20 protein-coding genes are annotated in these 19,528 nt (G+C 61.9%); 12 read left to right on the forward strand and 8 right to left on the reverse strand.

Annotated features, from left to right (window positions below; translation table 11 throughout):
• From AC1RM7_RS01540 to AC1RM7_RS01555, 4 genes are all read right to left on the reverse strand, one after another.
• A complete protein-coding gene (locus AC1RM7_RS01540) occupies nucleotides 1-1,869 on the reverse strand; it encodes an ABC-F family ATP-binding cassette domain-containing protein (RefSeq protein ID WP_492838361.1) in 1,869 nt (622 codons plus the stop codon).
• Nucleotides 1,870-1,977: 108 nt separating this feature from the next.
• On the reverse strand, nucleotides 1,978-2,184 hold the full coding sequence (locus AC1RM7_RS01545) for a hypothetical protein (RefSeq protein ID WP_006020294.1): 207 nt from the start codon (nucleotides 2,182-2,184) through the stop codon (nucleotides 1,978-1,980).
• Between the two features lie 198 nt (nucleotides 2,185-2,382).
• The gene (locus AC1RM7_RS01550) at nucleotides 2,383-2,631 is read right to left on the reverse strand and encodes a hypothetical protein (RefSeq protein WP_024922064.1); all 249 of its coding nucleotides are present in this window, start codon (nucleotides 2,629-2,631) and stop codon (nucleotides 2,383-2,385) included.
• 162 nt (nucleotides 2,632-2,793) lie between these two features.
• Nucleotides 2,794-3,051, reverse strand: coding sequence for a hypothetical protein (locus AC1RM7_RS01555; RefSeq protein ID WP_006020296.1), 258 nt, complete (start codon nucleotides 3,049-3,051; stop codon nucleotides 2,794-2,796).
• Nucleotides 3,052-3,368: 317 nt separating this feature from the next.
• Between AC1RM7_RS01555 and ndk the strand changes: the two genes are divergently transcribed.
• Both ndk and AC1RM7_RS01565 read left to right on the forward strand, forming a co-directional pair.
• Complete coding sequence (gene ndk / locus AC1RM7_RS01560) at nucleotides 3,369-3,791, forward strand: nucleoside-diphosphate kinase (RefSeq protein WP_006020297.1); 423 nt, start codon at nucleotides 3,369-3,371, stop codon at nucleotides 3,789-3,791.
• A gap of 39 nt (nucleotides 3,792-3,830) precedes the next feature.
• The gene (locus AC1RM7_RS01565; RefSeq protein ID WP_006020298.1) at nucleotides 3,831-4,670 is read left to right on the forward strand and encodes a TerC family protein; all 840 of its coding nucleotides are present in this window, start codon (nucleotides 3,831-3,833) and stop codon (nucleotides 4,668-4,670) included.
• A 186-nt stretch (nucleotides 4,671-4,856) separates the two neighbouring features.
• Here the strand turns inward: AC1RM7_RS01565 and AC1RM7_RS01570 are convergent, their stop codons facing one another.
• Nucleotides 4,857-5,903, reverse strand: a complete 1,047-nt coding sequence (locus tag AC1RM7_RS01570; protein WP_244434516.1) for an autotransporter outer membrane beta-barrel domain-containing protein — start codon at nucleotides 5,901-5,903, stop codon at nucleotides 4,857-4,859.
• A 358-nt stretch (nucleotides 5,904-6,261) separates the two neighbouring features.
• Between AC1RM7_RS01570 and AC1RM7_RS01575 the strand changes: the two genes are divergently transcribed.
• Together AC1RM7_RS01575 and AC1RM7_RS01580 are read left to right on the forward strand one after the other, a co-directional pair.
• Nucleotides 6,262-6,465 (forward strand): cold-shock protein, encoded by a 204-nt coding sequence (locus tag AC1RM7_RS01575; RefSeq protein ID WP_006020300.1) that lies wholly within the window; start codon nucleotides 6,262-6,264, stop codon nucleotides 6,463-6,465.
• 161 nt (nucleotides 6,466-6,626) lie between these two features.
• Nucleotides 6,627-7,958 carry a PQQ-dependent sugar dehydrogenase gene (locus tag AC1RM7_RS01580; protein WP_024922066.1) on the forward strand — a complete coding sequence of 444 codons (1,332 nt, stop codon included), beginning with the start codon at nucleotides 6,627-6,629 and terminating at the stop codon, nucleotides 7,956-7,958.
• Here AC1RM7_RS01580 and purN read toward each other — a convergent pair.
• Together purN and purM are read right to left on the reverse strand one after the other, a co-directional pair.
• Nucleotides 7,951-8,607, reverse strand: a complete 657-nt coding sequence (gene purN / locus AC1RM7_RS01585; RefSeq protein ID WP_024922067.1) for a phosphoribosylglycinamide formyltransferase — start codon at nucleotides 8,605-8,607, stop codon at nucleotides 7,951-7,953. The genes AC1RM7_RS01580 and purN overlap by 8 nt on opposite strands.
• A 1-nt stretch (nucleotide 8,608) precedes the next feature.
• Nucleotides 8,609-9,682 (reverse strand): phosphoribosylformylglycinamidine cyclo-ligase, encoded by a 1,074-nt coding sequence (gene purM / locus AC1RM7_RS01590; RefSeq protein ID WP_024922068.1) that lies wholly within the window; start codon nucleotides 9,680-9,682, stop codon nucleotides 8,609-8,611.
• Between the two features lie 206 nt (nucleotides 9,683-9,888).
• Here purM and AC1RM7_RS01595 point away from each other — a divergent pair, with 206 nt between their 5' ends.
• From AC1RM7_RS01595 to AC1RM7_RS01620, 6 genes are all read left to right on the forward strand, one after another.
• Nucleotides 9,889-10,434, forward strand: coding sequence for a CDP-alcohol phosphatidyltransferase family protein (locus AC1RM7_RS01595; protein WP_006020304.1), 546 nt, complete (start codon nucleotides 9,889-9,891; stop codon nucleotides 10,432-10,434).
• Between the two features lie 49 nt (nucleotides 10,435-10,483).
• Nucleotides 10,484-11,167 (forward strand): P-loop NTPase family protein, encoded by a 684-nt coding sequence (locus AC1RM7_RS01600; protein ID WP_006020305.1) that lies wholly within the window; start codon nucleotides 10,484-10,486, stop codon nucleotides 11,165-11,167.
• A gap of 128 nt (nucleotides 11,168-11,295) precedes the next feature.
• On the forward strand, nucleotides 11,296-13,482 hold the full coding sequence (locus tag AC1RM7_RS01605) for an RNA degradosome polyphosphate kinase (RefSeq protein WP_024922069.1): 2,187 nt from the start codon (nucleotides 11,296-11,298) through the stop codon (nucleotides 13,480-13,482).
• Nucleotides 13,483-13,501: 19 nt separating this feature from the next.
• Nucleotides 13,502-15,031 (forward strand): exopolyphosphatase, encoded by a 1,530-nt coding sequence (ppx, locus tag AC1RM7_RS01610; protein WP_024922070.1) that lies wholly within the window; start codon nucleotides 13,502-13,504, stop codon nucleotides 15,029-15,031.
• A gap of 75 nt (nucleotides 15,032-15,106) precedes the next feature.
• Nucleotides 15,107-15,847: a 2OG-Fe(II) oxygenase gene (locus AC1RM7_RS01615; RefSeq protein ID WP_024922071.1), complete on the forward strand. Its 741-nt coding sequence runs from the start codon at nucleotides 15,107-15,109 to the stop codon at nucleotides 15,845-15,847.
• A gap of 124 nt (nucleotides 15,848-15,971) precedes the next feature.
• Nucleotides 15,972-16,907: a glutaminase gene (locus AC1RM7_RS01620; protein ID WP_024922072.1), complete on the forward strand. Its 936-nt coding sequence runs from the start codon at nucleotides 15,972-15,974 to the stop codon at nucleotides 16,905-16,907.
• 115 nt (nucleotides 16,908-17,022) lie between these two features.
• Here the strand turns inward: AC1RM7_RS01620 and AC1RM7_RS01625 are convergent, their stop codons facing one another.
• Nucleotides 17,023-17,199, reverse strand: coding sequence for a DUF2735 domain-containing protein (locus AC1RM7_RS01625; RefSeq protein ID WP_081758758.1), 177 nt, complete (start codon nucleotides 17,197-17,199; stop codon nucleotides 17,023-17,025).
• 461 nt (nucleotides 17,200-17,660) lie between these two features.
• Here AC1RM7_RS01625 and AC1RM7_RS01630 point away from each other — a divergent pair, with 461 nt between their 5' ends.
• The gene (locus AC1RM7_RS01630) at nucleotides 17,661-18,695 is read left to right on the forward strand and encodes a glutamine synthetase beta-grasp domain-containing protein (protein ID WP_006020311.1); all 1,035 of its coding nucleotides are present in this window, start codon (nucleotides 17,661-17,663) and stop codon (nucleotides 18,693-18,695) included.
• A gap of 158 nt (nucleotides 18,696-18,853) precedes the next feature.
• Nucleotides 18,854-19,501 (forward strand): DNA oxidative demethylase AlkB, encoded by a 648-nt coding sequence (gene alkB / locus AC1RM7_RS01635; RefSeq protein ID WP_024922073.1) that lies wholly within the window; start codon nucleotides 18,854-18,856, stop codon nucleotides 19,499-19,501.
• The last annotated feature ends 27 nt before the right edge of the window (nucleotides 19,502-19,528 follow it).

The following is a 19,528-nucleotide window of genomic DNA, read 5'->3' on the forward strand; positions in this document are numbered from 1 at the left end:
TCAGTTCGCGGCTTCGTCGTAAGAACTTGCCTCAAGCCATTCGTCTTCGGCGCGCTGCAACGCGTCTGCTGCACTTGCGCGGGCCTTGGTGAGTTGCGCGGCCTGTTTCGGATCGCGCTTGAACAGGTCGGGCAGGGCGAGGGCGGCGTCGATCTTCTCAATGATGCCGGTGATCCGCGCAATCTCGCTTTCCGCGTTTGAAATCTTCTGCTTGAGCGGTACGCGCTTCTCGGATTTTGCACGCACCGGTTTGCCGTTGCCGCGCTCATTGCCCGCGCGATCGCGGCTCGACGCACGCGTGCCCCGCGATGTCAGCACCGACCGGCGATAGTCGTCGAGATCGCCGTCGTACGGCGTGACGGCGCGGTCCGCCACCACCCATAGCTGATCGGCGCACGCCTCGATCAGGTAGCGGTCGTGCGAGACCATGATGATCGCGCCGGGAAAATCATTGATCGCTTCGGCCAGCGCGGCGCGGCTGTCGATATCCAGATGGTTGGTCGGCTCATCGAGGATGATCATGTTCGGACCGTAGAATGTCGCAAGCCCGAGCAGCAGCCGCGCTTTCTCGCCGCCGGACAGCGAGCTCACCTTGGTGTCGCCAGCCTTGCCGGAAAACCCGATGGCGCCCGTCCGCGCGCGCACTTTCGTTTCCGTATCGTTCGGCATCAGCCGCCGCAGATGATCGTAAGCCGAGCCCTCGAGATCGAGTTCGTCGGTCTGGTGCTGTGCGAAGTAACCGACCGAGAGCTTGTCGGCACGCACGACCTTGCCGGAAAACGGCGGCAGCTTGCCGGCGAGCAGTTTCACCAGCGTCGATTTGCCGTTGCCGTTGGAGCCGAGCAGGGCGATGCGATCGTCGTTGTCGATGCGCAGCGTAACGTTGTTGAGCACAGGCTTCGCCGGATCGTATCCCACCGAAACGCCGTCCACAGCAATAATCGGCGGCGAGAGAATCTTGTCAGGCGTCGGAAACGTGATCTCGCGAACGTCCTGCGTCACGAGAGCCGTGACTGGCTTCATCCGCTCCAGCATTTTCACACGCGATTGCGCCTGCTTGGCTTTCGAGGCCTTGGCCTTGAAGCGGTCGACAAACGCCTGCAATCGCTTGCGCTCGTCCATCTGCTTCTTGGCGTGCTTGGCGTCGAGCATCTCGCGGGTGGCGCACTGTTCCTCGAATGACGAGTAGGTGCCCTTGTAGAGCGTGAGCTTGCCGCGATCGAGATGAAGGATCTGATCCACCGACGTATCGAGCAGATCGCGATCGTGGCTGATGACGATCACTGTGCGCGGATAGTTCGCAAGATGATCCTCAAGCCAGAGTGTGCCTTCAAGGTCGAGATAGTTGGTCGGCTCGTCCAGCAGCAGCAGATCAGGCGCCGCGAACAGCGTGGCCGCCAGCGCCACACGCATGCGCCAGCCGCCAGAGAATTCCGAGCAGGACCGGGCCTGATCGGCGGTGGAGAAGCCGAGGCCCGACAGAATGGCGGCCGCGCGGGCGGGCGCGGAATGAGCGTCGATATCGACAAGCCGTGTCTGGATATCGGCGATGCGATGCGGGTCGTGCGCGGTTTCCGCTTCATGCAGCAAAGCCGCGCGCTCCAGATCGGCCTTCAGGACCACATCGATCAGGCTTTCAGGACCGTCGGGCGCTTCCTGCGCGAGGCTGCCGACCCGCCAGCGCGGCGGAATCGAAATCGAGCCGGTTTCCGTAGGTAACTCACCCCGAATGGCGTGAAACAGCGTCGATTTGCCGACGCCGTTGCGGCCGACAAAGCCGACACGCGCGCCGGGTACGATCTGCACCGTGCTCTGGTCGATCAGCAAACGTCCGGCGATCCGGACGGAAATGTCATTAATGGAGAGCATGGCGGGCTTTTACGGAACAGGCCGCCGAACGCAACAGCTTTGTCAGGGCAATTTGTGATGGACCGCGGCGCTTTCGGCGTACGCGATCCCCGTTAGCAAGGACAACGCCTAGTGCGTTTCCATGTCAGGTACCAGCGATGGAGCCGTTTCGCCATCGAGTTCCGGCAGCCGGGCAATCAGCGAGCCCAGACGCTGCGGTATGTCGGTTTTTTCGCGGTTGAGTGAATCGCGCAGTCTTTCTCCAATGCCCTGCCAGACGGCCTCGCTGTGGATGTGATCGAGAGGGACATCAGGAGCGTTCAAACGGGTCGGCATAGCCAAACTCCAATTCGCTTCAAGTTCTATACAATATCACGAGACCAATGCGTTGCTGCGCCGTTCGTTCACGGGTTTTGCTCGGATGGTTTTGATTCGGTAAAAATTTAAACAGCGGGAACCATGGAACTTGTGAAGAAACCCCCGAACAGGGTCGCTGCCGGGGGTCTGTGTCTGGAAGGAGCGGATGCGATCCGCTTAGAAGCAAACGTTCACGATCCGATAGCGAAGACCGTACGGCGTATCGACCAGGCGCTTCACGTAGCAGCCGCCGTAACCCGCGCCATAACCGCCGACGTAGAGGCCGTAGCCGCCGCCCCAGTGGCCGTGATGGTGATGATGATGCCAGCCGCCTTTCCAGCCCTTGGCAGAAGCCGCGGTGGGAAGCATGGCAGTGGTGGACAGAGCAGCGACAGCAGCCAGTCCAAGAACGAGTTTGCGCAACATGACAAGTCTCCTTCGGTTTAGCGCAGGGCGCCTTGATGTGTCCCTGCATGTCTGTCGAGGCGTCCGTGAGGGCGGTTCGATCCACGGCGAGGGTGCGACAAAAAAGACCGGCCGCTTGCGGCGGCCGGTCAAGTCTCGGGGAAGCAGTTGTGCAGGTCTGGATCAGTAGCAGCGGTTCACCAGCCGGTAGCGATAGCCCCACGGCGTCGGAACCAGACGGCGTACGTAGCAGCCGCCATAGCCGCCACCGAAGTAAACGGGGCCGCCGATGAAACGCGGACCGCCCCAGCCGCGGTGGAAACCGCCGCCGTGCCAGCCGTATCCGCCATGCCATCCATGGGCGGAAGCAGTGGACGGAGTGAATGCAGCCGCGCCAAGAGCCGCAACTGCTGCGCATGCGAGAATGAGTTTACGCATCATGATGATCTCCTCGAATTCGATTTGAGGCGCAGCCGGACGCCTTGCTGAATGTTCGTGGGCAACCGATGCCGGCCTACGCTGAACACACTAGCTGTGCGATCCTGAACTGAACCGGCACGGCCTTGTCAGGCAGCATTCATCTCAATGAAATCGCAGTAACTTCCGGGAGGCCCTTGGCAGGCGCTTGCCATGAAGGTATCGGGAGCGGGATGCCGTCCATTCCGGGCGAGGCTTCTGGTATACCAGCTTGCCGTTGCATCACCGCGCCGTTATAAGCGCGGCAAACCTTCCAACAGACATGCTTCGAGGACAGTACCATGGCGATTGAGCGCACCTTTTCGATTATCAAGCCTGACGCGACCGCGCGTAATCTGACCGGCGCCGTCAACGCCATCATCGAGAAGGCCGGACTCCGGATCGTCGCACAGAAGCGCATTCTGATGACCCGCGCGCAGGCCGAAACTTTCTACGCCGTGCACAAGGCGCGTCCGTTCTTCGGCGAACTGGTCGACTTCATGATTTCCGGTCCGGTCGTTGTGCAGGTTCTCGAAGGCGAGGGCGCCATCCTGAAGTACCGCGACGTGATGGGCGCGACCGATCCGTCGAAGGCTGCCGAAGGGACCATCCGCAAGGCGCACGCCAAGTCGATCGGCGAAAACTCGGTGCACGGCTCTGACGCTGCGGAGACCGCCGCGATCGAGATCGCGCAGTTCTTTTCGGGGAATGAAATCGTCGGCTGATTTAACGGCCGGTAACAAAATGGTCGGGGGGCCTTTAACGTGAACTGGATTGCTCAGATTTTCGATCCCGCCACAATCGGCGGCCTCATCACTCAGTTCGAGAATGAGATTCAGCAACCTCAGTTCTGGGTCGCCCTGACCAAAATCATCTGGATCAACGTGCTGCTGTCCGGCGACAACGCGCTGGTCATCGCGCTGGCGTGCCGTGGATTGCAGCCCAAGCAGCGCGTCTGGGGCATGATCCTGGGTGCAGGTGTCGCAGTGTTCCTGCGCATCATCTTCACCTTCATCGTCGTGACACTCATGACGATGCCGTTCCTGAAGCTGATCGGCGGCCTCGCGCTGCTGGTGATTGCGGCAAAGCTCCTCGTGCCTGAAAAGGAAGACGAGGACGGCGTGCAGGCCGCAGCCCATCTGTGGGCCGCGGTGCGCATCGTCGCTGTCGCGGATATCATCATGAGCCTCGACAACGTGATTGCAGTTGCTGCCGCCGCCAATGGCAGCGCGATCCTGCTGATCCTCGGCCTCGCCATCAGCATCCCGATGATCGTTGCCGGTGCGGCGCTGATCATGGCGCTGCTCGATCGCCTGCCGGCTCTGGTCTGGCTCGGTGCAGCATTGCTCGGCTGGATCGCGGGCGAGGTGATCGCCACCGACCCCGCCGTTGCTCCCTGGCTGCACCGCGTGCTCGACGGTCATATCGCGCTTGACGTCGATACGACCTCGGCGATGTTCGGCTTTGCCAAGCACCTCAAGTTCAATGGCGAGATCGGGGAGCTTTCGCTCGCCGTGCTCGGCGTGATCGTGGTGCTGGTGGTCGGCTCGATCTGGCGAAAGCGGGCGCTTCGCGAGCAGCACGAAGCTCCAGCGGCGGCGTAATCAGTAACGTGAGGTCGTCCCGGCGAAGGCCGGGACCCATCACCCCTGTCAGGACATTTTACAAAGTTGTATCCAGCCGCCTCGTTGCAAACGATGGGACGGTGGTTATGGGTCCCGGCCTTCGCCGGGACGACGCTGTTGGGATATCTCCGCGTCGACTATCGCTAAGCTGCAACTTTCAGCCGCCTACCACTTCAGCTCGACGCCGACTGTTCCCTGGTGCGACTCGTAGCCGCTGCGGAAGCGGCCATCGTAATTGGCGTAGAGCCGCGCCGTGTTGCTGAGAATCCATGATGCCGCAGCACCGGCGTCGGCGCCGTTGCGGCTTTCGCGAATGCCCTGCACGCCGATGGCGTTGCTGCCGAGGCTGACCTGCACGGTGCCGATGTTCTGCGCGAAATTGTCGACGAACTTGCCGTAGACCGAGATGTCGATCGCCCGCTGGCCGACGATCCAGTAGTGCCCGAACTCGGCGCCTGCGAGCACACGGGCGCGTTCGCCATGTCCATCGGCAACCGTCACTGGAAGAAATCCGCCGGATTCGGAGAAACGGTCGGTGCGGGCTGTGACGTATTCGAGCGCGACTTTCGGCACGATGCGGCTCTGGCCGACGGAATAGGTGTAGTTGAGTTCGCCGAGCACGCCGTCGATGCTGCCGCGATAGTTGGCAAACGCGCTGCCGAGCGGCGTCGCGCGGATCGAACTGATCCGGGCAAAGCCATGGACCGCCGCCATCGCAACGGTCCATGGGCCGTTGCTGTAAGACGCGTTGATGCCGAGTTGCGTCATGTCGAGTGTCGCGGTTTGCAGCGCAAGCGGCACGTCGATCCAGGTGTGGCTCTGATCGACCGAGAAGCCGACATTCAGGCCGGGCGCGATGGTGGCGCCGATACCGCCGACAAATCCGAGCGTCCCGCGCTTGTCGCCGACGAAGGTGCCTTGCGCTGCCGTGCGCGCGCGGATGACGTAGGTTTCAGCCCATGTCCGGTACAGAGGCTCGGCCGTGCTTTGCGATGCGCCGCCGCCACCCGAATTGTCCCGCGCGGCATATCCGGTGGTCGCTTCGCGGCCCAGACGCTGAAGAAAGCTGCTGCCGATGTCGAGTTGCGAGGCGCCCACCGAAAGCTGGGAGGCGTTGTCGGTGACGTTTGGGATAGGCGCGAACTGTGCGCTGGCGCTCGATGCGGCACACAGCACGGTCAGGCCGGACGCAGCCGCGTACAGCACCTTCATCCGGCATATGCTCGGTCGCGACGCTGTCATTTTCATAAAAACGGGAACTCAAAAGGATTTGTTGCAAATGCGTTGTGCGATTTGCCCTGAATCCGTCGCCTGCGTCAACTTGCTGCCATGCCCGCCGCTGGGCATTCGGACCCGTTGTGGTGCTGATGCCACAGGCATTTGTCGTGCTTTGCAGTCTTGCTAAGGCGAAATTTTCATGTTGGGATTGTTGCCGCAATCGGATTTGGGCCGTTCGGCTGTGGACTTGGAAGACACGACATTCTTCTGCAAGACATTTGAAGCCCGCTAGCGGCGTGGCACGCGATGAGCGTGACCGCGCCTTTTTTATATCTGGACGAGGAGACGGACGTTGGCAAAAGGTACGGTGAAGTGGTTCAACCCGACCAAAGGCTACGGTTTCATCAAACCGGCGGTCGGTGACAAGGACGTGTTCGTGCACATCTCGGCGGTCGAGCGCGCGGGGCTTTCGACCCTCAATGAAAATCAGACAGTCGAGTACGATCTCGTGGAAAATCGCGGCAAGTCATCGGCGGAAAATCTGAAAGTTTCCTGACGTCGCGAGACGAAGGAATGCGGTGCTCCCCCGGCCACCAGCCGGGGGTTTTTGTTTGTGCCTATAAGTTCAGCGCAGAGCGTGAATTCTCCGTGATCGCTAATTTGTGTCATGAACGGTTGGCGGATCTGTGCGTTGCTGGGGAACATTGAGGACCATCCATGTACAGCAACAGCCGCACCATCCTTTTGATCGCGCTCGCCTTGACCCTCGCCGCCTGCAACGAGAAGGCCGACGTTCCCATCGAGCAGGGCTACGGCCCGCAGCCGACGCTTCCCGAGCCCAAGAGCTCCTGGATTCCCACGATCAACATCGCCACCGCCACGGGCTGGCCGGCAGGTGAGAAGCCGAAAGCCGCCGACGGCTTCTCGGTCGCCGCGCTGGCGTCCGGATTGGACCATCCGCGCACGCTGTTTGTGCTGCCGAACGGCGATGTGCTGGTCGCGGAAACCAATGCCCCGCCGAAGCCCGACGATGGCGCCGGAATCAAGGGATGGGTGACGAAAATGGTGATGGGACGTGCGGGCGCAGGCGTGCCGAGCGCGAACCGCATTACGCTGCTGCGTGACGCTGATGGTGACGGCAAGGCCGAGCAGCGGTCCGTCTTTCTCGAGAAACTGAACTCGCCATTTGGGATGGCACTGGTCGGAAATGATTTCTATGTCGCCGACACTGATGCGATCCTGAAGTTTCCCTACCGCGAAGGCGACATGAAGATCACGACCCCGGGTGTGAAGGTGGCCGATCTGCCCGGCGGTCGCATCAATCATCACTGGACCAAGGATCTGGTGGCGAGCCTTGATGGCACCAAGCTCTATGCCACCGTTGGCTCCAACAGCAACGTCGGCGAGAACGGCATCGAGGCCGAAAAAAACCGCGCAGCCGTGCTCAAGATCGATATCGCAACCGGAGCGTCGCGCGTGTTCGCGTCGGGGCTGCGCAATCCGAACGGGCCGGCATGGCAGCCGCAGAGCGGCGCATTGTGGGTCGTCGTCAACGAGCGTGACGAAATCGGCAGCGATCTCGTTCCGGATTACATGACGTCGGTGAAGGATGGTGGATTTTACGGCTGGCCCTACAGCTATTTCGGCCAGCATGTCGATGTGCGCGTCAATCCGCAGCGCCCGGACCTCGTGGCCAAGGCGATTGTGCCGGATTATGCCCTCGGTCCGCACACCGCGTCGCTGGGACTGACCTTCTACCAGGGCGATCTGTTTCCGGAGTCGTTCAAGAACGGCGCATTCGTCGGCCAGCATGGATCGTGGAACAGAAATCCGCGCAGCGGCTACAAGGTGATCTTCGTGCCGTTCAAGGACGGCATGCCGTCGGGCAAGCCGCAGGACATTCTCACCGGCTTTTTGAGCGACAGGGGTGAAGCACGGGGCAGGCCTGTCGGCGTCACGATCGACAAGCAGGGCGCGTTGCTGGTGGCCGATGATGTCGGCAACGCGGTGTGGCGCGTCACGCCGGCAGCGAAGTCGGCCGCTAGATAACCTCGGGCGAGATCAGCGCGTCGTCGGGACTGCCGCTCGCGTCGGATTTGCACACGCCGTTTTCGAGGCGGGTACGCCCGCTGGCCACAAGCCGCAGCGAGTTTGGATAGATACAATGCTCGACACCAAGGACACGCGCAGCCAGCGTGTCCGGCGTATCGTCATCGCGGACGGCGACCGCGCCTTGCATGATGATTGGCCCGGAATCCATTTCCGGCACCACGAAATGCACCGTCGCGCCGTGAATCTTGACGCCGTCGGCCAGTGCGCGCTCGTGCGTGTGGAGGCCTTTGTAGGACGGCAGCAGCGCCGGATGGATGTTCAGCATCCGGCCTTCCCATTGCCTGACGAACCACGGCGTGAGCAGGCGCAGGAATCCAGCGAGGCACACGAGATCGATGTTGTGGGCAATGAGCGTCTCGTTGAGCTTGCGCTCGAACGCTTCGCGGTCCTTGCCGAACGGCTTGCTTTCGACGGTCGCGGTTTCGATCCCGGCGTCACCGGCCTTCGCGAGGCCGCCGGCGCCCGCGATGTTGGACATCACCAGAACGATTTCGGCGGGATAGTCCTTGGCCTTTGCGGCCTCGATCAGCGCGGTCATGTTCGAGCCGCGTCCCGAAATCAGAATGGCGACGCGGCGTCGTGCCATCTCAATCCGCCAGGTTCAGGTGGCCGTCGTAGATCACGCGCTCGTCGCTGGAGGCTTCGACGACTTCGCCGAGATCGACCACGCGCTCGCCGTTCTGCGCGAACACGTCCATCACCTCGACCAGTTGTTCACGCTTGACGATGGCGATCATGCCGATGCCGCAGTTGAAGGTGCGCAACAATTCGAGTTCGGCGATGTTGCCCTCGGCGGCCAGCCACTTGAACACCGGCAGGACGGGAACCGCGGCCAGATTGATACGGACGCCGAGATGTTTCGGCAGCACGCGCGGAATGTTGTCGGTGAAGCCGCCGCCGGTGATGTGCGCGAGACCCTTGACCGCGCCGGTCTGGCGGATCGCCGCAAGGCACGACTTCACATAAAGCTTGGTCGGGACAAGCAGGGCGCCGCCAAGGGTCATGACGGGTGCGAAGGGGGCCGGCGCGTCGAACGTCACTCCGGATGTCTCGACCACCTTGCGCACCAGCGAGAAACCGTTGGAGTGAACGCCGGAGGAGGCGAGGCCGATCACCGCGTCGCCGGGCCCGATGTCCTTATGCGGCAGCAGCGTGCCGCGCTCGGCCGCGCCGACTGCGAAACCTGCGAGGTCATAGTCGCCGTCCTTGTAGAGGCCGGGCATTTCGGCTGTCTCGCCGCCGATCAGGGCGCAGCCGGATTCGCGGCAGCCCTCGGCGACACCCGCGACAATCGAGGCGGTGGCCTCTGGATCGAGCTTGCCGCAGGCAAAGTAGTCCAGAAAGAACAGCGGCTCGGCGCCCTGAACCACGAGGTCGTTGACCGACATCGCCACGAGGTCGATGCCGATACCGCCGTGGATGCCGGTTTCGATGGCGATCTTGACCTTGGTGCCGACGCCGTCAGTGGCGGCGACCAGAATGGGGTCCTTGAAGCCGGCGGCCTTGAGGTCGAACAGCCCGCCGAATCCGCCGATTTCGGCATCGGCGCCCGCCCGCGCGGTGGCGCGGACCAGCGGCTTGATGAGGTCCACGAGCCGGTTTCCGGCGTCAATATCCACGCCAGCGGATGAATAGGTCAGGCCGGTTTTTTGGTCGGTCATACGAGTGCCCCGAATCCGAAATTCGCCTCTTTCTACAGCGCCTTCCGAGTTAGCCGGTGGTTACGTCGGATTTTGCGCTGGCGCAATGGCCGCCGGGCAGGCTGTGCATAGCTGGGAGAAGGGCCCCCGGGCGGTCCGCCGCATCGCCGTATCCTATGCAAGCCGTCCGGGGCCCGTTAAAACAGGAGCAGCCGGGAAAAAGTCGCGTGAATCTGCCAAACATCATTACCCTGGGCCGCATCCTGCTGGTGCCGGTCATCGTCTGGGCCATCGCGTCGAACCAGATGACCATCGCCTTCGTGATCTTCGTGGTGGCGGGGGTCAGCGATGCCATCGATGGATTCCTCGCCAAGCGATTTAATATGACCACCGAGATTGGCGCGTTGCTCGATCCCGTGGCCGACAAGGCGCTGCTGGTCTCGATCTACGTCACGCTCGGAATCTCGGGCGACATTCCGCGCTGGCTGGTCATTCTCGTGGTGTCGCGCGACTTCATGATCGTGGGCGCGGTGATCATCTCGTGGCTGCTCGACAATCCGGTTCCGATGAAGCCGTTGATGGTCTCCAAGCTGAACACCGTGGCTCAGGTGGCGTTCGCGGCGCTGGTGCTGGCCTCGCTCGGCTTCCAGTTCAATGCATCGCCCTATGAGGTCATTCTGGCGGGTTTCGTGACGGTCTTGACGCTGCTTTCGGTGTCCTTCTATCTCGTGGAGTGGGCACGGCACATGAGCGCGACTGCGCCAATCCCGTGATACGATTTCACAAGCCGCATGTTGCGTACGGTTCGGCCAGGAGTCTTGCGTGGTAGCTCGCGTCCGCCCTCGTCAGTTGGCCTTTGCGCTGCCGCATGCCGAAAGCCTGACGCGCGACAATTTCCTTGAGGGTTCTGCCAACGCACAGGCGCTTGCGCTGATCGACGCATGGCCTGACTGGCCCAATCGCGTGATGATGCTGGTGGGGCCGGAGGGTAGCGGCAAAAGCCATCTTGCATCGATCTGGGCCGCCGAAGCCGGCGCACGGTCGGTTGCGGCCCATACGCTGACCGCGGCCAATGTCCCCGGCGAACTCGCGACCGGGGCGCTTGTGGTCGACGATCTCGATCCCGCGGCCTTCGACGAGCGCGCGCTATTCCATCTCTTGAATCTCGCCCGCGAGGACGAAGCCTATGTCCTGATGACCGGGCGGGCGCTGCCTTCGGTGTTTCCGGTGGAATTGCGGGATCTGCGCTCGCGGCTGCGTGCGGTACCGGTGGTCGCGCTGACCCCGCCGGACGACCAGTTGTTCCGCGCGCTGATCGTCAAGTTCTGTGCAGACCGCCAGATGACCGTAGACGAGGGGCTCGTGAGTTACCTCTCGACCCGCATCGAGCGGTCGTTCGCTGCGGCGCGGCGGACGGTCGAATTGCTGGACGAGGAGGCGCTGCGGCTGCGCCGGCCGGTGACCCGCGCCCTCGCCGCGGAACTGCTGAAAGATCCTGCGGCCTGACCGCGCAGGGCTTGGTCCTTAAGACTTCCTGGCCCATCATGTCATCGAACTGTCATGACACTGGCACATTGTCTCCGTGGAACAGGCCTAAGTTTGGGGCCAAATGACGTGAAATAGGGTCTCGCTTCATGGATGCCGCGCAAACTGCTGTAAAAAAAGAAGAAAATGAAGAGCTAGCGCTCGCGTCGGCGATCGGATCGGGCCCGGAACGCTTCATCAACCGCGAACTCTCGTGGCTTCATTTCAACCGCCGTGTGCTCGAGGAAGCGGTCAATCCGAACCACCCGCTGCTGGAGCGGGTCCGGTTCCTGTCGATTTCTGCCAATAACCTTGACGAGTTCTTCATGGTCCGCGTCGCGGGCCTCAAGGCGCAGGTCCGCGAAGGCATTACCGAGCGCAGCCCGGATGGCTCGACGCCCACCGAGCAACTCGCCAAGATCAATGAGACCGTCTCGAAGCTCGCGAGCGACCAGCAGGCGATCTGGCGCGATCTGCGCGCCGCTCTTGCCGAGGTCGGCATCGTTCTGGTCGACGGCAAGGACGTCACCAAGGCGGAAAGCTCCTGGATCGAAGATCACTTCCTTCACAACATTTTCCCGCTGCTGACGCCGCTTGCGATCGACCCGGCGCATCCGTTCCCGTTCATTCCGAGCCTCGGCTTCACCATCGCGCTGCATCTGGCGCGGGTGTCCGACGGCAAGGCGATGAACGCGCTGATCCGCATGCCGGGCAAGATCGACCGCTTCATCCGGCTGCCTGTGGGCAAGGACGGCTCGGTCCGTCTCATCACGCTTGAACAGGCCACGGCACTGTTCATCGGCCGGTTGTTCCCGGGCTACGTGGTCAAGGGTGAGGGAGCGTTCCGCATCATCCGCGACTCCGAACTGGAAATCGAAGAAGAAGCCGAAGATCTTGTTCGCCTGTTCGAGTCGGCGCTGAAGCGCCGCCGCCGCGGATCGGTGATCCGCCTCGAAATCGAAGCTCATATGCCCGACGACTTGCGCGCCTTCGTGCAGCGCGCGTTGTCCACTCCTGATGATGACGTGCTGCTGGTTGACGGTGTGCTGGCCATGAACGAGTTGTCGCAACTGACACGGCTCGATCGTCCCGATCTCGAATTCACGCCCTATGTGCCGCGTCATCCCGAGCGCGTCCGCGACCACGGCGGCGATATCTTCGCGGCGATCCGTCAAAAGGATCTCATCGTCCATCACCCTTATGAATCGTTCGACGTCGTCGTGCAGTTCCTGCAGCAGGCCGCGCGTGATCCGGATGTGGTTGCGATCAAGCAGACGCTCTATCGCACCTCGCGCGATTCACCGATCGTGCGCACGCTTGCCGAAGCCGCCGAAGCCGGCAAGTCGGTGACCGCGCTGGTCGAACTGAAAGCGCGCTTCGATGAAGAAGCCAACATCCGCTGGGCGCGCGATCTCGAACGCGCTGGCGTTCAGGTGGTCTATGGATTCCTCGAACTCAAGACTCACGCCAAGCTGTCGCTGGTGGTGCGCCGGGAAGGCGCGGGGCTGACGACTTATGTTCACGCCGGGACCGGCAACTATCATCCGGTCACTGCGCGCATCTATACCGACCTGTCGTATTTCACATCCGATCCGGTGATCGCGCGCGATGCTGCGCGTGTCTTCAACTATATCACCGGCTACGCGGAACCGCGCGACATCGAGAAGATGGGCGTGTCGCCGCTGACACTGCGCAAGCGGATGCTCGAACACATTCACGGCGAAGCGAACTTCGCGCGGCACGGCAAGCCGGCGGCGATCTGGCTGAAGATGAACTCGCTGGTCGATCCCGACATCATCGACGCGCTCTATGACGCCTCGCAGGCCGGCGTTTCGATCGATCTGGTGATCCGCGGAATCTGCTGTCTGCGTCCCGGTGTTCCCGGACTTTCGGAGAACATCCGGGTCAAGTCGATCATCGGCCGGTTCCTTGAACACGGGCGAATCTACTGCTTCGGCATGGGCCATGGCCTGCCGAGTGCGAAGGCTGCTGTGTATATCTCGTCGGCAGATATGATGCCGCGCAATCTCGACCGCCGGGTCGAGGTGTTGTGCCCGCTGCAAAATCCTACGGTGCATCAGCAGGTTCTCGAACAAATCATGGTCGCGAACCTGAAGGATAATGAACAGAGCTGGCAGTTGTTGCCGGACGGGTCGTCAACGCGTATGAAGGCCGCGAAAGGCGAGGAACCTTTCAACGTGCACGATTACTTCATGACGAATCCGAGTCTGTCAGGCCGTGGAAAGTCGCTTAAAGAATCTTCGCCACGCCGTCTTACGCGCCGTTCGGAGCGTTAGTGGTTCGAAGAACGAATCCGTGAGCCCGGCACTCGTTCGCGAGCGGCCTCGTCCTGCGCGCAAACCATCGAAAAGCGTCGCCGTCATCGACATCGGATCGAACTCGGTCCGTCTTGTTGTCTACGAGGACAAGACGCGCAATCTCGCACCGATCTTCAACGAGAAAACACTTTGCGGTCTCGGCCGCGAAGTGCAGTCGACCGGACTGCTCGCGGCAGACGCCGTCGAAAAGGCGCTGGCGGCGCTCAAGCGGTTCAAGGCGCTTTGCAAGATCATGAAGGTCGGCGAGGTCCATGCGATCGCCACCGCAGCTTGCCGCGACGCGACCAACGGGCCGGACTTCATCGCCAAGGCCGAGCGCATCTGCGGCTGTCCCATCAATATCCTGTCGGGCGCGCGCGAAGCGAAGCTGTCTGCGCTCGGCGTCGCGTCGGGCGTCTACAAGCCGGACGGCATCGTCGGCGATCTCGGCGGCGGCTCGCTCGAACTCATCGATGTGCGCGGCCAGCGCATTCGCTCGGGCACGACACTGCCGCTCGGTGGCCTCGCGTTGCAGGATGCGTCGCAGAAATCGCTGAAGAAGGCGGAGCGTATCGTCGCCGCCGGGCTGACCGGATTGCCGCAGCTCAAGGCGGGCGCGGGCCGGACGTTCTATGCGGTCGGCGGCACATGGCGCGCGCTGGCACGCATCCATATCATCCAGAGCGGCTATCCGCTGCACGTGATGCACGGCTACACCATTCCAGCGGCCGACGCGCTGGACTTTGTACGGCGGCTTCGCCGTCTGGCCGCAAGCAATACACTCGCCGACATCGAGACTGTTGCCGATGCCCGCCGCCCGCTGCTGACCTACGCGGCGCTCGTGCTCGAATACATCATCCGCGTCGCGAAGCCGAAGAATATCGTGTTCTCGACCTACGGCGTTCGCGAAGGATTGCTCTATGAGATGCTGCCTGAAAAGGAGCAGCAGAAAGACGGGCTGATCGCCACGGCGCAGACCATGAACGAACTGCGCGCGCGTTCGCCGCGCCACGCCGACGATCTGATCGTGTGGACCGACAAGCTGTTCAGGGTCGCGGGCCTGCGCGAAAGCGAGGACGAGAAGCGGCTGCGTCATGCGGCGTGCTGGCTGTCCGACGCAGCCTGGCGGGCCCATCCGGATCATCGCGGCGAGCAGTCGCTCGATTTCATCATCAACGGGAATTTCGGCGCGGTGACTCACGAGGGCAGGGTGTTTCTCGCGCTCGCGGCCTATTATCGCTACGCCGGATTGAACGCGGAGAACGAGGCGCCGCAAGCCGTGCGTGCGCTCATTCCGCCCGCGATGGTCGATCGCGCGCGCCTGATCGGTGCCGCCTTCCGCGTTGCCTTCATGATATCCGCGGCGCAGCGCGGCGTGCTGCCGCACACGCATTTCCGCAATCAGGGCCGCAAGCTTATCCTGGCGTTCGACAAACGGGCCGCAGATCTTGCCGCCGACCGTGTCGTCAATCGCTTCAAGCAGCTCGCCCGTCTGATCGGGCGCACTGCCACGATCGTGAAGCCGTAGTTCCATCCCGCCGGAAATCGGGTGGAAGGCCCGTCGCCATTGAATTAGTTCGGGGCATCAGACAGGAGCCCGGACATGGTCGCATCAGCAAAAGTCAAAACGCGGGCGTCGCAGGCGCCGACGCGTGTCGGGGCGATGGACTGGCCCGACATCGCAACGCATCTCGATGGCAATGGCTGGGCGGTTCTGCCGCGGCTGCTGTCACCCGATGAATGCGGTTCGCTCGCCGGTCTCTATGGCGAGGATGGCATCTTCCGCAGCCACATCATCATGGCACGTCACGGCTTCGGGCGCGGCGAGTACAAGTATTTTTCCTATCCGCTGCCGGATATCATCTCGGCATTGCGGACGGCGCTGTATCCGCAACTGGCGCCGATCGCCAATCGCTGGAACGAGTCGATGGGCATCGACGTTCGTTATCCCGCGGAGCACGCCGATTTCATCACGCGCTGCCACAAGGCCGGGCAGACCCGGCCGACGCCTTTGCTACTCCAGTACAACGCGGGCGACTACAATTGCCTGCATCAGGACCTGTACGGCGAGCATGTGTTTCCGTTGCAGGTCGCAGTCCTGCTGTCGGAACCGGAGCGCGATTTCACCGGCGGCGAGTTCGTGCTCACGGAGCAGCGTCCGCGCATGCAGTCACGCGCAGCGGTGGTGCCGCTGAAGCAAGGCGATGCCGTGGTGTTCGCGGTTCATCACCGGCCGGTCCAGGGCACGCGCGGGACCTATCGCGTTAATTTGCGCCATGGCGTCAGCCAGCTCCGTTCCGGTCACCGGCATACCGTCGGCATCATTTTCCACGACGCAAAATAACAGGCAGTCCACGGCGATTTGAGCGGCGTTTGTCGCTTTTGGCGCGCCTGTCGCGTTGGCACGGTTGTCGCATATGACCACGTTCGATAAGACCGTGTGTCCGCAATCAGAAGCCGAAGCCGCAATGAGCAATGCTACCCTGGATCGCGTCGTCAAGGAAATCGCCGACGAGATGATCGAAAGAAAGGATCGCGGAGACGTCGCGACCTATATTCCCGAACTGGCTGGCGTTGATGTCAACTCGTTCGGTCTCGTCGTGGTCGATTCCAGCGGACATATCGCGGCGGGCGGGGACGCCGACACGTCGTTTTCGATTCAAAGCATTTCCAAGGTGTTCACCTTCACACTCGCATTGGGCATGATCGGCGACAAGCTGTGGCAGCGGGTGGGGCGCGAGCCGTCGGGCAGCCCGTTCAACTCGATCGTTCAGCTTGAGCGCGAACGCGGTATCCCGCGCAATCCCTTTATCAATGCCGGCGCGATCGCCGTGACCGATGCCATTCTGTCCGGGCATCAGCCCCGCGAAACGCTGGGCGAAATCCTGAGATTCATGCAGTTCCTCTCAGGCGACTCCTCGATCAAGATCGACGAGTCTGTCGCGGCATCCGAGCAGCGCACCGGTTTTCGCAACATCGCGCTCGGCAATTACATGAAGTCGTTCGGGGTTATCGAAAATCCTGTTGAACTGACGCTCGGCGTCTATTTCCATCAATGCGCAATCGCCATGTCGTGCCGCCAGCTTGCGATGGCGGGGCGGTTTCTCGCGCACTCGGGTCGCAATCCGTCGACTGGATTTCTGGTCGTGCCGCCGGAGCGGGCGCGGCGCATCAACGCCGTGATGCTGACATGCGGGCATTACGATGGCTCGGGGGAGTTTGCCTATCGGGTGGGTTTGCCCGGCAAGAGCGGCGTCGGCGGCGGCATCCTGGCCATTGCGCCGGGCAAGGCCTCCATCGCGGTCTGGTCACCGGGTCTCGATGCCAACGGCAACTCCCGGCTGGGCCGTGATGCGCTTGAAACTCTCAGCAAACGGATGGGCTGGTCGATCTTCGGTGCGTAACGGGCGGGGCATACGCCCGAAGGAAAAGGGCCGAAGCGCTATGCTTCGACCCTTTATTTGACGTCGCTGGTCACCGGGCGGTCAGGCCACCCGGGCGTCATGGCGGCGCGGGGCATCAGTGTTCGCTGCCCCGTTTGGCGTCTTCAATAGCGGCTTCGTGGTACCAGCCGCTGCCGGAGACGGCGTAGTCCAGTGTCGGCTTGGCAGGCTCGCTACGGCTGCTGAGCGCCGCACGGCCACCAACAGGGAATTGGTAGATCTTGGCCGTCGGCTGGGTCGAATTAGGTGTCATTCCAGTCTCCTCTTGTTGCGCGGTTATCGCGTGGAGAACTAATGTAAGAGGAACGCACGTCTTTTGCGCGGTTTGCCCTATAAAAAGCAGGCAAATGCATACAATTTGCGCATCTTCGATTCTGCGCCTTCACTCAGCATGCGCCTGAAATCTTAACGCTCTCGCACTTGAAGGGTTTCCGCGGCTAAGCGTCTTGAATACCGCCGCCACCAAACGAGGCAGGCGAAAAAAGTGGCGTAAAAACACGCACTCGGACGAGCAAGTCTGCGAATCACCTGGCTGCGGAGGGCAAAATGACTGGCCAGGAGGACCGGTCGATCGGCTCAGGATCACGGTCCATGAGGGGGCTGGTTGGCACGTTAAATGCTTGTTAAGGCGTCAGCCGTTTGCGGCCGGGTCCCCTCGGCGGCTAAACCGGCCGGGAATTTAGCGCCGCAATCTTTCACTCAAGAGAGACCGAAATGACAAAGTACAAGCTCGAGTACATCTGGCTCGATGGCTATACGCCGACCCCGAACCTTCGCGGAAAAACCCAGATCAAGGAATTCGATGCGTTTCCGACCCTCGAACAGCTCCCGCTCTGGGGCTTCGACGGAAGCTCGACCCAGCAGGCCGAAGGCCACAGCTCGGATTGCGTTCTGAAGCCTGTCGCTGTCTATCCGGACGCAGCCCGCATCAACGGTGCGCTCGTGATGTGCGAAGTCATGATGCCCGATGGCAAGACCCCGCACTCGTCGAACAAGCGCGCGACCATTCTCGATGATGCCGGCGCATGGTTCGGCTTCGAGCAGGAATACTTCTTCTACAAGGACGGGCGTCCGCTCGGCTTCCCTGAGGCTGGTTATCCGGCACCGCAGGGTCCGTACTACACGGGCGTCGGCTACAGCAACGTCGGCTCGGTCGCCCGCGAGATCGTCGAAGAGCACCTCAACCTGTGTCTCGCCGCCGGCATCAACCACGAAGGCATCAATGCCGAAGTGGCGAAGGGCCAGTGGGAATTCCAGATTTTCGGCAAGGGCTCCAAGAAGGCCGCTGATGAAATGTGGATCGCGCGTTACCTGCTTCTGCGTCTCACCGAGAAGTATGGCATCGACATCGAGTTCCACTGCAAGCCGCTCGGCGATACCGACTGGAACGGCTCGGGCATGCACGCCAACTTCTCGACCGAGTACATGCGCACGGTCGGCGGCAAGGACTACTTCGAAGCTTTGATGAAGCAGTTCGACAAGAACCTGATGGATCACATCGCCGTCTACGGCCCGGACAACGACAAGCGTCTGACCGGCAAGCACGAGACCGCGCCTTGGAACAAGTTCTCCTACGGCGTGGCGGACCGCGGCGCGTCGATCCGCGTCCCGCACTCCTTCATCAACAATGACTACAAGGGCTATCTGGAAGACCGCCGCCCGAACTCGCAGGGCGACCCCTACCAGATCGCTTCGCAGATCCTGAAGACGATCTCGGAAGTTCCGACCTCGAAGAAGGCTGCGGCCTAAGGTTCCTCGGGTTCAAATGACGCCGGGTGGAAGCGCAAGCTTCCGCCCGGTTTGTTTTTATGGACAGCAATTTCCGGGAATCGGGTGGAAGCATCGCCTTGAATCGGATGAGGTCGGTGAGGGACGCGTGAATCGCGTCGTTTACTCCAGGCCCAGAGATGCGTGATCTGTTCGACGGCGACATTGTGGACCAGCGCGATGTGCAACTCGCGCCCGGCGCGATGCTGCTTGCCGGGTTTGCGAGGTCGCTTGAAGTGTCTTTATTCGACGCGGTGAATGCGATCATCGCACGTGCGCCGTTCCGTTATCTGGTCACGCCCGGCGGCCACCGGATGTCGGTGGCCATGACCAACTGCGGAAGGGTCGGCTGGGTCAGCGATCGCACTGGCTATCGCTATGATCCCATCGATCCTGTCGGCGGTCATCCATGGCCGCAGATGCCGGCTGTGTTTGCGGATCTGGCGGCACGCGCCGCCGCCAAAGCAGGCTTCGCCGATTTTCGCCCCGACGCCTGTCTCATCAATCGCTATGAGCCCGGCGCCAAGTTATCGCTCCATCAGGACAAGGACGAACTGGATTTCAATGCGCCGATCGTCTCGGTGTCGCTCGGATTACCCGCGACATTCCTGTTCGGCGGCCTGAACCGCTCCGACAAGACCGCGCGCTACCGGCTGATCCATGGCGATGTCGTCGCATGGGGCGGGCCGGCGCGGCTGGCCTATCACGGCGTGATGCCGCTGGCGGAGGGCGAGCATCCGCTGCTTGGTTCTCAACGCATCAATCTGACGTTTAGAAAGACGCGCTGAAGCGCTTTGTCGAAAAACGTGCTGAAG

Source organism: Afipia sp. GW822-FHT03D08, from assembly GCF_058801645.1.